The sequence below is a fragment of the Salinivibrio sp. IB868 genome (assembly GCF_001995655.1).
Classification (GTDB): domain Bacteria; phylum Pseudomonadota; class Gammaproteobacteria; order Enterobacterales; family Vibrionaceae; genus Salinivibrio; species Salinivibrio siamensis.
In genome coordinates, this window is the sequence record NZ_MUEW01000008.1 from 37,312 (window position 1) to 52,720 (window position 15,409).

A 15,409-nucleotide genomic window follows, 5' to 3' on the forward strand; every position below is an offset into this window, starting at 1 on the left:
TAGGATTAACTGATGAGCTATCAAGCTGAGCTGGCGCGAGCACTCAAGGTGCTCGACGCAAAAGGGCAAACCGTCACCGTGGCAAAGGTGAAAGCCCAATTGACAACGCAAGTCCCCCTCCCCTTGATTATTCAAGCGGTGAAGAGCGCGAAGACCAATACACCGCTACCCGAGATACCCGTCGATGACATCAAGCTATCTGATGCTGAGCGTATCAGCCAGCTCGAACAACACGTGGCCGAGTTGAGCGAGCGATTAGCGACGCTAGAAGCCCAGTATTCAAGCCGCTAAGCCAGTTTAAAGTCCCAAGAAAGGTTGGATACTAGCCGGCAACGGTCGCATTTAAACAGAAAGATATCGTGTAACGGGGCCTCAAGCCGCCAAGGCTCGCCACACTGAGGGCATGGGCGATGAAGCTCACTCTCTTTATCTTTACCGCCAACGCGATATTGATAGTAGTAAGTCGGCGTGCCTGTTAAGTACTCTATCCGCCCACGTAAATCCCAACCGCGCTGAAATAGGCGCGTATTGGGACACCCAATTTCATTCAAGCCTGCAAATTCGGCATCGCTGGCACCGGCCATTTGTAACTCATCACAGGCTTGCCATTCTGTTTGCCATTTGATGACCGCTTTGTGATCACCGTTAAAGGTGGCGGGTAAGCGATAAAGCGGGATGGGGAGCAGGGTATCGCCACAACGCAGCGGCGAACACGTGTGAACAAAGGTGGTGTAGAGCACTTGCCAGGTCGGTGAGACACTTGGAGCGGCTTGTTCTGAGTTCAAATCGCGCCCAAGCACACGCACTTTCGGTTGGGTTAAGCACGCATCGGCTAGCTGCTGTAAGGCCCGTTTCACTTGTGGGCTGTGAAAGCGTGGGTGCAAGGCGTCTTCATCTGGGCAGACAACACGAAGCTGAAACTGGCCCTCTTGCATCAAGATCGGAAACTCGCGTCCAAGCACCTGGCCATTATAACGTAATGCATCCATGAGGCCGTTGATAGTACGGTCGACCGCACTAACGGTGGTATTATCAAAGCACTCAAAGGTCAGTTCCGTGAGAATCATGCCACATCAACCTCTAATGCCGCGAGAAATGTTTCCAGGTTGGGGGCAATCACATCACGCGTCCCTTTATTAAGGGTTTCTCTGATCACTTCTCCGCTCATGTTATCAATTGCAATGATCACCATTTCATCGGCTGTGGTCGCAATAAAGACACTCGGCGTAAGCTTGCGCTGACGCTGCATCATCAGATGCCCCAAGATATTTTCTTGTAAGCGCGCCAAGTCATCATCACTCCATACCTGAAGCAAGCTTATCGACTCCCCCTGATAACGAACCGATAAATCTGCACAATAAAATGCGTTGTAAAAATCTTTAATATCGCTATGCAAACGCAACGCGATTGCTTGTTCTACATTGGCAAAGTCGGCCAAAGCGTCGCGCTTGACCGGTTGCCATTGTAGTTGGTGATCGTTTTCGCTCACAACACAGGGAGATGGCAAGCCAATGTAGGCATCTGTACAGGGTAAATGTTGATAATGACTCTGCCATACCGCCATATAATTCTGTGTTAGCGCCCAAAGGGCACGATGTACTGTGTTCTCCATTCGCAACCTATAGCAAGATTCAGTAAACTTTACCCATTCTACTTGAATCAATAGCAGATCCGTATGAGCAATTATCAAGATGCCGATGCCCTCGCCAATTTATCACTTGGCGAAAAAACAGATTATCCAACCCAGTACGATCCGTCACAACTGCGTGCGGTCCCTCGCGCGCTAAATCGTCAGGCCATCGGACTAGATAATGCGCCGATGCCCTTTACCGGTTACGACACCTGGACCTTGTATGAGCTGTCATGGCTCAACAAAAATGGTTTGCCCCAGGTCGCGATTGGCGAAGTCCGTCTACCGGCCTCTAGCCCCAACTTGATCGAGTCAAAATCATTTAAGCTGTACCTCAATAGCTTTAATCAAACCCGCTTTGATAACTGGCAACAGGTAGCTAACGCATTGCAAACCGATTTATCCGCCTGTGCGGGCGAAGAGGTGGATGTCACCTTATCACCGCTCAGTGAGTTAGAGGGAGAAACCATCGCTGGCCTAGCGGGTGAATGCATCGATCACCAAGATATCAGCATCGATGACTACACATTTAACCCAGACTGGCTCGACGGTGCCGCTCAAGGCGCGGTTGTGTCTGAGACCCTTCACAGCCATTTACTCAAATCAAATTGCCTGATTACCAATCAGCCAGACTGGGGCTCGGTGAGAATCGCCTATAAAGGCAACAAGATAAACCGTGAGAAGCTGCTTCGCTACTTGGTGTCATTTCGTGAGCACAATGAGTTTCATGAGCAATGTGTGGAGCGCATTTTTATGGATATCATGCGTTTTTGCCAGCCAGAAAAGCTCACCGTTTATGCCCGTTACACGCGTCGCGGTGGTTTAGATATTAATCCATACCGTACGAACATGGGTAAAACACCAAGCGAAAACAACCGTTTGGCAAGACAATAACACCACAGGCTGCCTGCGGGCAGCCTTTCTCTCATCGCTTTATTTAGAGGATGGCGCATGCGCATCAGCCGACTACTCGTAGGCCTGCTTTTTTGGTTAACGTCGATAACGGCGTTTGCCGCTATCCACTCCTCACCTGTGCTAACCAATGCCGAAAAGCTTCTCGAGACCTCTCCAGCGCAATCGTTGGAAATCAGCAATCGGTTTTTAGCCCAACGCCGCCTAACCACAGGTGCCAACCGCTCACACGTCAATAACGACACGGATCGCTCGATTCGCACGCCATTGCATACCGTGTATGCCTATTTGATCAGTGCCCGAGCCTATGCGTATCTCGATCAACCCATAGAGGCTAAAGCCGCGCTACAAAAAGCGTATCAAGTGGTCGATGAATACGACTTAAAACACGTACAAGTGCAAGTTTTACTGACCGAGGCCTCTCTTGTCTGGCACCTTGATCGCGACTCGACGCGCGCCTTAGCGACACTCGATGCCGCCCAAAAAGCGATTGAAACCTTGCCGGAAAACAGCTTAAACGGCCAAGCAAGCCGCTTTAAAAGCGCTTTACTGCGTGCCAATATTCTCGCGGCGACCGCAGACAGTGAAACCGCGCTTGTCGCCTATGAGAATGCGCGAAGCCAGCTTAGCAATGATCCCCAAGACTTGCGGGATAAAGTCGAGTTTCAGCTCTCGTTGGGCGGCTTTTTACTCGACCAAAAGCAACATGAAAGTGCCCTTACCGAGTTACTCAGTGCTTTCTGGATAGCAAGCGAGAACGAATACACGGCATTGATTGCGGATGCCAATATGAAGCTGGCCAAGCTGTATAACCAGCAAGGCGTGCTCAATCAAGCCCTTGAGCACGCGAACCAAGCCGCTGCCTTTTTTGAGCACTTCTCATTAAGCCGACGTTTATCAGCGTCACAGCGCCTATTAGCCACCATTTATGAGCAGCAAGCCCGTTATAATTTTGCCTTGGTGCATTATTTTAATGCGCTTGAAATTGAGCAAGCACTCGGTCGCCTCCAACCGCTTGCGCAAGTCCACTTAGCCATCGCTCGCACTTATTATCAGCTAGAGCATTTCCCGCTCAGTGACAGATACATTCAAGATGCGTTAAGACTGGTCGGTAGCCTACCCAACTCGCCGCTGACCACACAGGCAATGTTGTTACAAGGACGTATTCATCTTGCACTGTCTCAACCAAAGCAAGCAGAGAAAGAAATTCGCACCGCACTGGAGCGAGCAGAGGTAGAAAAAGACCGCAAAACCATGACGATGGCGCATCACGCCCTCTCCAAAGCCTTGGAATCGCAAGGCAAGTATCAAGCGGCTCTGATGATGCAACGTGATTATGAAAAGCTGCGCGCACAGCAAACGCAATCAGAGCAACAGCAACAAGCCGATACCTTTAAACAACAACAGCGTGTGGTCGAGCGACAGCTACAGATGGATGAATTGCAGCGCCAGCTAGATAGCGCACACCAAGAGCAGCTCCACCTACAAAAGGTCAACTATTTCCTACTAGGCAGCCTTGGGGTGTTGGTGGCCATTGTTTACCTTCGTCATCGTGCCGCGGTGATGCGTCAAGGAGAACTCGAAGAGCTGCGTGATGACTTTTATACGCACCCACGCACCGGGCTGAGGAACTTACGCATGCTGAATGCCAAGTTACCGCGTTCGTTGGAAAAAAGTAACGCCAACTTTGAGCAATGGTATCTGAACGACATGATCCACCAGCCACTCAGTGATCGGCTACGCTTTGCCATGTTCGATGTCGCCTTTCTAAAAGCGTTATTTTTGCGTCTCGGTTATCAAAGGGCGCAAGATATCGAGCGTCAGCTTGGCGACTATTTGTCCGAACGAGTCACTCAATCTGGCCGCTTATATCATTTCGCTGATACCTTGTTTATTTATATCGAGACCAATTGGGATCAAGATACCCAGCCTGACGCGCTTGCTCATTTTGTGCAGTCTTTGATCGCAGACTTTGTCAGCCACTACCAAAGCTGTCAGGCACAAACGGTGAATGCAGGTGACCAACCTCCAGCGCTCACGCCGCAAGTCGCCATTGGTCTCGCGGAATACCCTTTTTTACCGCGCGCGTACACATCGATTAATGACCAAGAGTTAATCGAGATTTTATTAACGGCTACTCATCAAGCCAGTGATCTCGCGCAACAGACCGGAGAAAGTCATTGGGTACACTTTAGCGCGATTAACACAGCGCCCGCCGCGAGCTTCGTGAACACCAACTTACGTCATGCTTGCTTGAAAGGGATTGACTCTGGATTGGTAAAGGTTAAATCTTCAGCGAACGACTTATTGAACTGGCAGAAGGATCACGAATCTGATAAAAAGCCATCGTCAGTTATTGATGATCAGAGCAATAAGTCGGTATAGCTACAGGTAGTTAGTGAAACTGTTTTCGCTACCAATGGCGCCAAAACGCGAATATAATCAGGTATTTCCTCGATAAAATGACTAAGTCCACCCCATCACCGTTGTCGGCCCAGCCCGCTCAGGCGGGTAATAATGCGTCGCCCTCAACGTATCGGGAGCTGGCGCTTAAGTCGCGTCGAGAAATCCATAGCCTTAAACGGCTGGTTTCGCGCTTTATCGCCACGTGCTCGGGTAAAAATAACTTGGTCGACCAAAAACTGGCCGAGTTCCGTGACGTATTGTATTCAACGCAGGATGTTAGCGCGTTGCTTCCGCGTTTAGCCGTTATTGAACGCATGGTGGGTCATCAAAACATGACACAAGCAAAAGCACAGTCACACCTCGATGAGCAATTTCACACCAGTGGTGAAACACTACAGCGAGTGACAGGTCTCCCCGCTCAATTGAAACGTGACTTGCGAGATCTATTAGCGCAACCGGCGAACGGTGATACCGAACGCACACAACACCTCATTAAGTTACTTCAGCTTTACGAACGCGCCGTGACCTTGCAAGTTGCTAGGCCCCGCACCCAACAAACACCAGACATCGACAACGATCAGATACGTCGCGTCGCTGATGAACTACAAAACCTGATTACAGAGCTCGATATCAACGGTCAAGCAGGCGATAAGTTGCTTGAAATCCGCCGTGAACTGCTGACCGATATATCACCGGCTACCGTGGTGTCTTTGACGTTGGCGGCACTCAAGCTGATTCTGGAAGCTACCCAATCTGAGCGGCGGGCTTCGCAGCAATTTCTCAGTCAAGTCAATGATGACCTCGTCTCAATAAGCCAACAAAATACCCGTGCGCATGATCATGCGACACAACTACGGCTGGCACATCAAGGTGTCGATCAGCGCCTCGACCGCACCATTAACGATATTGAACACGAACTCAAACGGAAAGGCGCGGCAAAAGCCAACCCAGAAGCCGCATTAACCCAAGCGCTTGCAGAGCTGAAAGTGATCGCGCAAGAAAACAAAGCGCTCAAAAATCGCGAACAAGCCTTGGAAGAGCAGTTGGCACACAATCAGAACCAACTTAGCGCCTTAGCAGAGCAAACCCTCGATCAACATCGTCGCGTCGGCGACCAAGAACGTAAACGCCTGTTAGACCCGCTGACCCGCGTCTACAACCGTGCCGCCCTTAACGATCGTTTGGAGCATGAGTACCGGTTATGGAAAAAGTACCAGCGTGAGTTTTGCCTTGCCGTCATTGATCTTGACCACTTTAAACAAGTGAATCAACAATTTGGCTACGAAGTCGGTGATAAAGCGTTGAAAATTATCGCGCGCAGCATCTACCAATGTCTGCGCGACACCGACTTTATTGCCCGCTTTGGTGGCGAAGAGTTTGTCATTTTACTACCTGATGCGGATGATGAAACGCGGACCGATATTTTGGCCAATATTAGCCACACCATTCGCAAACTCCCGTTGAAGTTTAAAAACGAGCGCGTTTCAATTAGCGTCTCAATTGGTGCCACCCTCTTCCAAGGTGAGGACACCCCCACGCCGGTGCTAGAGCGTGCTGACCAAGCCCTCTATCAAGCGAAAAACAGTGGTCGCAACCAAATCATCTGGTGTTAATTTTTACTGGTCAATTGTGGCTAGCGTGTGTATTTTTAATTAACACACTGATTTTTATAGCACCGCTCGACAGCCTGGCTTGCGTTAAACAGGATGTCGGCGTGTAAGAGGTTGTCGCTATGATCACACACATTAGTCCGATTGGAACGATGGATCTGCTTTCTCAAATAGAGGTCGATCGTTTAAAAGCCAGCGCCAGCAGTGATCTGTACCGCTTATACCGCAACTGCTCATTGGCCGTTTTAAATTCAGGCAGCCATACAGACAGCTCCAAAGCACTTCTTGAAAAACACGCCAACTTTGAAATTCGCGTGTTGCGCCGAGAGCGGGGCATCAAACTCGAGCTGGTTAATCCACCGGATCATGCCTTTGTCGACGGTAAGATCATTCGCGGCATTCAAGAGCATATGTTCTCGGTACTACGCGACATTATTCACGTCAATGTGCAGCTCGAGCATAGTCCTGCCCTCAACCTCGATAGCTCACCACATATCACTAACTTAATATTCGGTATATTGCGTAATGCGAAAACGCTCCGCCCGCGAGTCGATCCTAATTTAGTGGTTTGCTGGGGGGGGCATTCAATCAACGACATCGAATATCAATACACGCGTGAAGTGGGTCATGAACTTGGTCTGCGTGAACTAGATATTTGTACGGGGTGTGGCCCTGGTGCGATGGAGGGGCCAATGAAAGGCGCAGCCATCGGCCATGCCAAGCAGCGCACGTATGACAGCCGCTTTATTGGCTTAACCGAGCCCTCTATTATCGCTGCTGAGCCGCCGAACCCCATGGTTAACGAGCTGGTGATCATGCCAGATATTGAAAAGCGCCTAGAGGCATTTGTCCGTATCGCGCATGGGATTGTCATTTTCCCAGGTGGCGCAGGGACAGCGGAAGAGCTGCTGTATATTYTTGGCATCATGATGCACCCTGATAACCGCTCACAGCCTTTGCCTATCGTGTTAACCGGCCCGAAAGAAAGTGAAGATTACTTTCGCGATATCGATGCCTTTATTCGTGATGTATTGGGCGAGGAAGCCACCCAATATTATGAAATCGTGATTGACGATCCAGCCAAAGCCGCACGATTAATGAAAAATGCCATGCCTGCCGTCAAAGAGCATCGCAAAGCCACCGGCGATGCCTACTCGTACAATTGGTCATTGAAAATCGAGCCGGACTTCCAACATCCCTTTGCGCCAACACACGAAAACATGGCTAACCTCAACTTGCACATGAATCAGCGCCCAGAGTTACTCGCTTCAGCGTTACGTCAGGCATTCTCGGGCATTGTGGCAGGGAATGTTAAAGACGAGGGGATGCGCAATATCGAGCAACACGGCCCATTTAAAATTGATGGGGACAAGTATTTGATGGCAAAAATGGACAAACTGTTACAAAGCTTCGTCGACCAACAACGGATGAAGCTGCCAGGCACCGCCTATGTGCCGTGCTATGAGATTGTTTCCTAGCCTTAACGCGCGCACTGAGCCGGCGAGCTATCGATAACCTGCATCTCGCACACTGCGTTATGCCACTAACACAGGTATAATGCGCGGCTCATGCTGCGCGTTATTACTGGTTTTTATTATGTCTAACCTCCATGTTGTCATTATCGATGCAATGAACCTCATTCGCCGTGTCCACGCGGCTCAGCCTGAAGGCGATGCCATCGACACCACGGTGAATGCCTGCCTCAAAACCCTCAATAAAATCATCAATCATAGCCAGCCGAGCCATATTATTGCTGTCTTTGATCACCTGGGTAATGATCGTGGCTGGCGCGCAGAGATCTTGCCGGCATACAAACAACACCGTAAACCAATGCCTGCAGTACTCGAGCAAGGGTTAGATGCGATTCAAGATGCATTTTGGCAGCACGGCGTCGACTCGTTGCTTTCTCAAGGCGATGAAGCTGACGACATGATTGCCACCCTGGCTTTAAAAGTGGCCGAGCGCCGGCAAGATGTCACAATCGTATCGACTGACAAAGGCTACTGTCAGCTATTGCAACCGACAGTCAGGATCCGCGATTACTTTCAGCAGCGCTGGTTAGATCTCGCCTTCGTCCAATCACAATTCGGCGTTCGTCCAGAGCAGCTTTGCGATTTTTGGGGGCTCGCAGGGATCAGCAGTAGTGAGATAAGTGGCGTGCCAGGGATCGGTCCCAAAACGGCCGCCAGCTTGCTGAGCGACTATGCCACTATCGATGCAGTGTTCGCTGCTGAGGATCTGGCACCAAAGTGGCAAAAAAAACTCAACGGTCATTATGAGCTGGCTCAACGTTGTAAAAAGGTCGCGCAACTAAAAACGGATATCCCACTAGGCTTTAACCTACAAGATATCCGTTTTGAACCTGCCGCTGAGGGCCAACCCTCGTAACCGTATTCAGTGGTGATGAAGTTCAGTGGTGATGAATAAGTATAAAGCCGGTATGCGGTGCTAAGATAGGCCCACACTGCTGCATCTAGCGCTGACGTTTTACCCGCCGTAAGTGCACCGTGATTTCCTCGCGATCATGGTACAGATGCTTCGCGCGCATTTCATACGCCACCTTGTAGTCATCAAGAAATGCACCTAAGGTGTCGAGGTTCTCCGTCACCTGCTCATAGCGGCGGCTCATGGGCAATTTCAAATTAAATATTGCTTCTTTTGCCCACCCTTCAATCAGCCACTCACCCATCAATTGGGCCACACGAGAAGGCTTTTCAATCATATCGCACACCAGCCAAGTGACATTTTTTCGCGTAGGCTCAAATTTAAATCCATCTTCGGCGTGATGAAACACTTGCCCTGTATCCATGAGCTGTTCATCCATCGCCCCGTTATCCACCGCGTGGACAAACATCGAGCGCTTGACCAATTGATAGGTCCAACCTCCCGGACACGCACCTAAATCGACCGCCCACATGCCGGGCGCTAAACGCGTCTCCCATTCTTGCTTGGGAATAAAGTGATGAAATGCCTCTTCCAATTTTAAGGTGGAGCGACTCGGCGCATCAGCCGGAAACTTCATGCGTGGTAACCCCATATAATGCGGGGAGTTATTGGTTGTCAGTGAATAGCCGATCAAACAGGTGCCTGGGGCGGTAAAGCACACGTGGATCACCGGCTTTTTCGGGTTATCCTTTGCCAGCATCACGCCTTGCTTACGTAGCGCCTGACGCAATGGCACGGTGAACTTACGACAGAATTTCAACAGGGCTTTCGCTTCATCATTATCTGGGGTTTCCACCCGTAAGTCGCCGCCTTTGGGTAAGCGCTCGCCCACTGCCAAAATCGGTGAGATACGATCGTCAGGGTCGAGCTCAGAAAGAGACGCGGTGATAGCGATCATTTGCCGGGCAAAAATCAGTGAGTCTAGCGGGAGATCACGAACAACACGCTCGGCATCGCCCTCTTGGTAACACTCAAACAGGACATACGCACTGTTATTGACCACGCGCGGGAACCCATATACCCCCATGTCGGTGGTTTTTTGTTGGATCTCTGCGGCACAGTCTTTCTCAAACCCCGCACGACAATAAAGCAGAACCTGATTCATAACACCCTCTGGCTCGAACATATCACCACGCTGTGTGGCGGTAAAAATAAGCTGCGCATTATATCTGCCATCCAGACCAGAAAGAAATGCCCGCGAGGCTTTTATTCATGTCAGCGGACTCAGCGCTGATAAGAACGCCAGGCTCCTATGGCTAGCCCCACCCAGCCGATCAGAAAGCTCACACCTCCCATTGGGGTAATGGGCCCAAGCCAATGCCAAGATGTCAGCGCCAGGAGGTATAAGCTACCACTAAACGCCACAACACCGATAAGCCAAGCCCAAGCCACAATGGCAAAACAGCGAGAAGAAACCTGGGAGGCGACACCGCAAATCCCCAATAAGGCGAGACTGTGCCACATTTGGTAGTCTACGCCCGTTTTAAAAATCGCTAACTGATAATCTGACAGCACCGCTTTTAATCCATGCGCGGCAAAAGCGCCTAGCCCCACGGCTAACCCTGCGCCGATCGCCGCTACACACACCCAATGATGTAATTTCATCCTTGCTGACCTTGTTGTTCAATAAACCGATGTAGGCTATCCACCGCCCACTGGCGATTGCCTGACTCTGTATACCCTGAGGCTTTACGAGGCTTAAAGCTATGATCGCCATCCGGGACAACAATCACTTGAACCGAGGGAGACAGCGGATAATGCATCACTTCGTCTTCACGGCCGAACGTATCGCGTGCACCTTGTATAATCAGCAGTGGACGCTCAACGGTCGCCAGATGCGCTCCTTTATACTTTTCCGGCTTCCCTGGGGGATGGAATGGAAAGCCCAAACAAATCCCCCCACTGACAGAGGCATGATCAGTCAAATGACTCGCCATACGCCCACCCATCGACTTACCAGCTAACCATAATCGGCTCCCAGCAGGGCGCAAACCATCCACGTGCTCAATCACAGACTCAAAATGGGCAAGTAATTTTGGAGCGCGATCGGGCGGGCGCTTTTTTCCCTCTTGATCGCGCTTTTCCATATAGGGAAAGTTAAATCGCACCACTTTGCAGTGTTTCCCTATCCGCGCGGCCATATCAGCCATGAACTCGTGATCCTTTCCAGCGCCCGCACCATGGGCAAAAATCACCCAGTCTGTTGCCGTTTCCGGCCCGTCAACCTCTAAACCTGTCATAAATTCATTTTCTCTTGTTCTTTCGCTGCCGTCGCCAACATCCATTCTCGGAATGCGGTAATACGTCCGGTATCAGCATCGCGTTGCTGGCTGACCAAGTAGAAGCCATTATCGCTCTTTAGTACTTGCTCGAAAGGCTGAACCAAGCGCCCAGATGCTAACTCTGGTTGAGAAAGCACATTGTTTCCTAGCGCGACACCTTGCCCATGTGCCGCCGCCTGCAACACCATGGATGAGTGACTAAAAATCGGCCCATGCTCAACATTCACCTCACTAAGTTGATGGGCTTTCGCAAATGCTTTCCATTCTTTACGCGAGCGGTCATGCAATAAAACATGATGAACCAAATCATCTGGGGTTTGTAGAGGCTGCCCTGACTCCAGTAGCAGTGGAGAACACACAGGCAACAAGCATTCTTGATACAAAAGATCGCAGCGCAATCCCGTCCAGTGTCCCCGGCCATAGTAAATGGCAACATCGACATCATCGGTCAGAGACCCTTCTTCCAAATCAACCGCTTTTATCCGAACATCAATATCAGGATGCGCTGTATTAAAATCAGCTAATCGAGGTACTAGCCATTGAATCGCAAAACTGGGCGGCAAACTAATCGTCAGCGCCCCTTTGGCACTGCGTTCCAGCACTTTATCCGTCGCATAGGAAAGCTCAGAGAAAATATCTTTTATATCAAGAAAGTACCCTTGTCCTTCTTCGGTCAATAGTAACGAACGGTTACGCCGGCGGAAAAGCTTCAAACCAAGAAACTCCTCTAATGCCTTGATTTGATGACTGACTGCCGCTTGAGTCACAAACAGCTCTTCTGCCGCTCGCGTAAAGCTCAAATGTCGTGCGGCTGCTTCAAACACACGCAGCGCGTTGAGTGGGGGAAGACGCCTCGCCATATGCTGACACCTCTATGCATTAATTTTTCTAATCGTTGGCATTATAAATTGTCGATTGCTGATATACCAGCAAACTCCTATAGTGCTCCCCGCATCCACTTGTGACGTCTCTCTATTTAGACTGTTTCCGTGGTTGCGATGTTGTGTTTGCATTTGTCTAACACTGGTTAGACAGGTAGTCGTATCTACCACTTTTAACTTCCTGTATTTTGACATTGTCTGTCATTACATATTTGTTGGCACTGAGCGTCGCTCAGTGCTTTTTTTTGTCTGTAATAAGGCGCGAACCAACAACAGACTTGAGTTACATCCACGAGATAGCGATCATAGACGGGATTTTATTTCGGACGATAACTATGACCGACGGTTTTGATCCCCATTTCCTACGCGCCCAGTTTCCCGCTTTTGATACGCCAGGCTGGGTATATCTAGACAGTGCTGCTACTGCCCAAAAGCCGCAGTCAGTGATTGATGCGATCAGTCGCAGCTATATGATGCCGGTTGCAAACGTCCATCGAGGCCAGCACCAAGCGTCCCTCTCCGCAACCGAACAGTTTGAGCAAGCGCGGCGAGATGTAGCACATTTTATCGGTGCCAACCCACACAATATCGTCTGGACCCGGGGCGCGACAGAAGCCATTAATCTGATCGCCTATGGCCTAAGCCACTCGCTTACCCCACAAGACGAGATCCTGGTCAGCGAAATGGAGCACCATGCCAACCTGATCCCTTGGCAATTGATGGCACAACGCACGGGCGCTCAACTGGTAAAAATCCCCTGCTGCCCTCGCACGGGGCACTTAGATATGAAGGTATATCAGCAACGCTTAACCGCACGGACACGCATTGTTGCGATCAGTCATGTCAGCAATGTCACCGGCACCCGCCATCCTATCGAGGAAATGACCCAGCTGGCGCACAAAGTTGGTGCAACCGTGATCATTGATGGCGCACAGGGTATCGTCCATGAGCCTATCAGTATGCAAACACTGGACACTGACTATTATGTTTTTTCGGGCCATAAACTTTATGGTCCCACAGGAATTGGCGTCTTGTATGGAAAATCAGAAGCGCTGAGCGCGCTCTCGCCTTTCCACGGGGGTGGGAAGATGATCACAGACGTGTCGTTTGACCATCATAGTCTCGCCCCCATTCCCGCCCGTTTTGAAGCAGGCACGCCTAACACCGCCGGCGCAATTGGCCTTGCCGCTGCTATTCATTGGCTCCAACAACAAGACAGCCAAGCAGTGGAGGCACACATAGCAAGCTGTTACCAACAACTTATAGAAGCTTTACGCACGAGGCCGCGCATTCATTTAATCGCGCCACAGGCGACCAGTTCTATGGTCTCTTTTGTCGTGCGTGACGAGCATCATGCCGATGTAGCTGAATTGTTGGCCCAGCAAGGTATTGCTGTTCGCTCTGGCCATCATTGTGCCCACCCTTTTATTAAGGCGCTTGGGGTCGATGGCACCATCAGGGTCTCTCTGGCGGCCTACAATACACACCAGGATATCGCACAGTTTATTGCAGCATTAGATAAGACCCTGGATCTACTCGACATTTAATCATAAGGCAGGATAGACAATGGCGTTACCCCATCACCCTTTTGGCACCGAGCTTAACCAAGCGACGGTCACCGAGATGCTCGCGCAACACACCAGCTGGGAAGATAAATACCGACAATTGATTTTGTGGGGAAAACGGCTACCAACCTTTACTGATGCACAAAAACAAACAGCAAGCCAAGTACACGGCTGTGAGAGCGCGGTTTGGTTTCTCCATCAGGCAGAGGGGGACACCCATTACTTTGCCGCCGACTCCAACGCCAGAATTGTTAAAGGCTTATTAGCGATCGTGCTTGCCTGTGTTCACGGTCAACACGGTAATGCCATTCATACCCTCGATATAGACCGCATTTTCCAGCAAGCGGGACTGGCGCACCATTTAAGTGAGTCACGCACCAATGGCTTGCACGCTATCATTGAATACATTCATCAGGTCACTCGTTAGTTCTTTATCCACGTGGTGGCGTGTCGCCACCGCTCTCCACTCAACGCACAAGCAGTGATCATTTTCTGACCACCCTGTCCATTTAAAAAGGCAGACTTCAACATAAACCCACCAACCTGACCACTAATGCAATCCATTTCATGGACTTAGTCAAGCAGTGGGCAATTCGATTTAAAACCAACAAAAACAAACACAAAACAAACATTATTTTAACAATTGATTGCAGTATTTCCTCATTAGTATGACCAAGATCTCGAATGCGGAACATGGGGTTTTTATACTTTGCGTATTTGTCTAGATTCGTTAGCTTAGAAGCAGGCAGTCATAAAAGGGTCACACCAATCCGTTAGGCTGCCTAACAATATCGGCAGCATGATAAGTTGATTTTTGGCACAACTATTGCTGCTGTGAGAAAAAGATGACTGTAATTCTGGTTTGAAGTGGTTCCAGATGCGGCTTCAGGCATCTCGTTTAGTTTGCTTGTTGTAGTGAATGGAGTCATAAATGAAAAAACTGGCATTAGTAACCGGCGCGAAAGGCGGGATAGGATCAGCAATTACCGAGAAATTGGTGGAAGATGGATACCGCGTCATCGCGACCCACTTTACAGGGGGAGCGGAGTGCGCCCAAGAGTGGTTTGACGAAAAGAAATTTAACCACGACCAAGTTCGTTTGTTTGAGCTTGATGTCACCGATACCGAACAATGCGCCTCACGGATTGCTAAGCTACTCGAGGAAGAAGGCACGGTGGATGTACTGGTAAACAATGCTGGTATTACCCGCGACAGTGTGTTCAAGAAAATGAATGCCTCACAATGGCATGATGTCATTAATACCAACCTCAACAGCCTCTTTAACGTCACTCAGCCCTTGTTCGCCGCCATGTGCGAAAAAGGAGGAGGACGCATCATTAATATCTCATCCGTCAATGGCCAAAAAGGCCAATTTGGCCAAGCCAACTATGCCGCCGCCAAAGCCGGCATGATGGGCTTTAGTAAGTCACTCGCGGCAGAAGGGGCGCGGGCCGGTGTCACTGTCAACGTCGTGGCGCCAGGCTATACCGCGACACCAATGGTTACCGCCATGCGCGACGATGTGTTGGAGTCAATCACCAACCAGATCCCGATGAAGCGCTTGGCCAAGCCAGAAGAAATTGCGGCATCGGTGGCTTACCTTGCCAGCGACGCAGGCGCTTACATTACGGGTGAGACGCTGTCGGTAAACGGCGGCCTCTACATGCAATAAATCAAG

15 protein-coding genes are annotated in these 15,409 nt (G+C 50.1%); 9 read left to right on the forward strand and 6 right to left on the reverse strand.

Annotated elements, in window-relative coordinates; genetic code table 11:
• The first annotated feature begins 12 nt into the window (after window positions 1–12).
• Window positions 13–291 (forward strand): hypothetical protein, encoded by a 279-nt coding sequence (locus tag BZG20_RS09840; RefSeq protein ID WP_077578881.1) that lies wholly within the window; start codon window positions 13–15, stop codon window positions 289–291.
• Here BZG20_RS09840 and BZG20_RS09845 read toward each other — a convergent pair.
• Together BZG20_RS09845 and syd are read right to left on the reverse strand one after the other, a co-directional pair.
• Window positions 288–1,067 (reverse strand): Zn-ribbon-containing protein, encoded by a 780-nt coding sequence (locus tag BZG20_RS09845; RefSeq protein ID WP_046074166.1) that lies wholly within the window; start codon window positions 1,065–1,067, stop codon window positions 288–290. The genes BZG20_RS09840 and BZG20_RS09845 overlap by 4 nt on opposite strands.
• Entirely contained in the window at window positions 1,064–1,612 is a 549-nt protein-coding gene (gene syd, locus BZG20_RS09850; protein ID WP_046074165.1) for a SecY-interacting protein, read from the reverse strand. Before syd ends, BZG20_RS09845 begins: the two co-directional genes overlap by 4 nt.
• A gap of 63 nt (window positions 1,613–1,675) precedes the next feature.
• Between syd and queF the strand changes: the two genes are divergently transcribed.
• The 5 genes from queF (at window position 1,676) to xni (ending at window position 8,946) form a co-directional block, all read left to right on the forward strand.
• Entirely contained in the window at window positions 1,676–2,524 is an 849-nt protein-coding gene (queF, locus tag BZG20_RS09855; RefSeq protein ID WP_046074164.1) for an NADPH-dependent 7-cyano-7-deazaguanine reductase QueF, read from the forward strand.
• A gap of 57 nt (window positions 2,525–2,581) precedes the next feature.
• Window positions 2,582–4,927: a hypothetical protein gene (locus BZG20_RS09860; protein ID WP_077578882.1), complete on the forward strand. Its 2,346-nt coding sequence runs from the start codon at window positions 2,582–2,584 to the stop codon at window positions 4,925–4,927.
• A gap of 77 nt (window positions 4,928–5,004) precedes the next feature.
• On the forward strand, window positions 5,005–6,561 hold the full coding sequence (locus BZG20_RS09865; RefSeq protein WP_052708027.1) for a GGDEF domain-containing protein: 1,557 nt from the start codon (window positions 5,005–5,007) through the stop codon (window positions 6,559–6,561).
• A gap of 119 nt (window positions 6,562–6,680) precedes the next feature.
• Complete coding sequence (gene ppnN / locus BZG20_RS09870) at window positions 6,681–8,036, forward strand: nucleotide 5'-monophosphate nucleosidase PpnN (RefSeq protein ID WP_077578883.1); 1,356 nt, start codon at window positions 6,681–6,683, stop codon at window positions 8,034–8,036.
• Window positions 8,037–8,154: 118 nt separating this feature from the next.
• A complete protein-coding gene (gene xni, locus BZG20_RS09875) occupies window positions 8,155–8,946 on the forward strand; it encodes a flap endonuclease Xni (protein ID WP_108743037.1) in 792 nt (263 codons plus the stop codon).
• An 85-nt stretch (window positions 8,947–9,031) separates the two neighbouring features.
• On the opposite strand, the gene rlmM is transcribed toward xni, so the two are convergent.
• The 4 genes from rlmM to BZG20_RS09895 form a co-directional block, all read right to left on the reverse strand.
• Window positions 9,032–10,108, reverse strand: a complete 1,077-nt coding sequence (rlmM, locus tag BZG20_RS09880) for a 23S rRNA (cytidine(2498)-2'-O)-methyltransferase RlmM (RefSeq protein ID WP_046074221.1) — start codon at window positions 10,106–10,108, stop codon at window positions 9,032–9,034.
• Window positions 10,109–10,227: 119 nt separating this feature from the next.
• Window positions 10,228–10,608 carry a DUF423 domain-containing protein gene (locus tag BZG20_RS09885; RefSeq protein ID WP_046074160.1) on the reverse strand — a complete coding sequence of 127 codons (381 nt, stop codon included), beginning with the start codon at window positions 10,606–10,608 and terminating at the stop codon, window positions 10,228–10,230.
• Window positions 10,605–11,243: an alpha/beta family hydrolase gene (locus BZG20_RS09890; RefSeq protein WP_077578886.1), complete on the reverse strand. Its 639-nt coding sequence runs from the start codon at window positions 11,241–11,243 to the stop codon at window positions 10,605–10,607. The genes BZG20_RS09885 and BZG20_RS09890 overlap by 4 nt, the downstream gene beginning before the upstream one ends.
• On the reverse strand, window positions 11,240–12,145 hold the full coding sequence (locus BZG20_RS09895) for a transcriptional regulator GcvA (protein WP_046074158.1): 906 nt from the start codon (window positions 12,143–12,145) through the stop codon (window positions 11,240–11,242). The genes BZG20_RS09890 and BZG20_RS09895 overlap by 4 nt, the downstream gene beginning before the upstream one ends.
• Window positions 12,146–12,501: 356 nt before the next feature.
• Here BZG20_RS09895 and BZG20_RS09900 point away from each other — a divergent pair, with 356 nt between their 5' ends.
• The 3 genes from BZG20_RS09900 to BZG20_RS09910 all read left to right on the forward strand — a co-directional run bounded on the left by BZG20_RS09900 (window position 12,502) and on the right by BZG20_RS09910 (window position 15,403).
• Window positions 12,502–13,713, forward strand: a complete 1,212-nt coding sequence (locus tag BZG20_RS09900) for a cysteine desulfurase (RefSeq protein ID WP_077578888.1) — start codon at window positions 12,502–12,504, stop codon at window positions 13,711–13,713.
• A gap of 19 nt (window positions 13,714–13,732) precedes the next feature.
• Window positions 13,733–14,158, forward strand: coding sequence for a cysteine desulfurase sulfur acceptor subunit CsdE (csdE, locus tag BZG20_RS09905; protein ID WP_046074156.1), 426 nt, complete (start codon window positions 13,733–13,735; stop codon window positions 14,156–14,158).
• A 504-nt stretch (window positions 14,159–14,662) separates the two neighbouring features.
• A complete protein-coding gene (locus BZG20_RS09910; protein ID WP_046074155.1) occupies window positions 14,663–15,403 on the forward strand; it encodes an SDR family oxidoreductase in 741 nt (246 codons plus the stop codon).
• The last annotated feature ends 6 nt before the right edge of the window (window positions 15,404–15,409 follow it).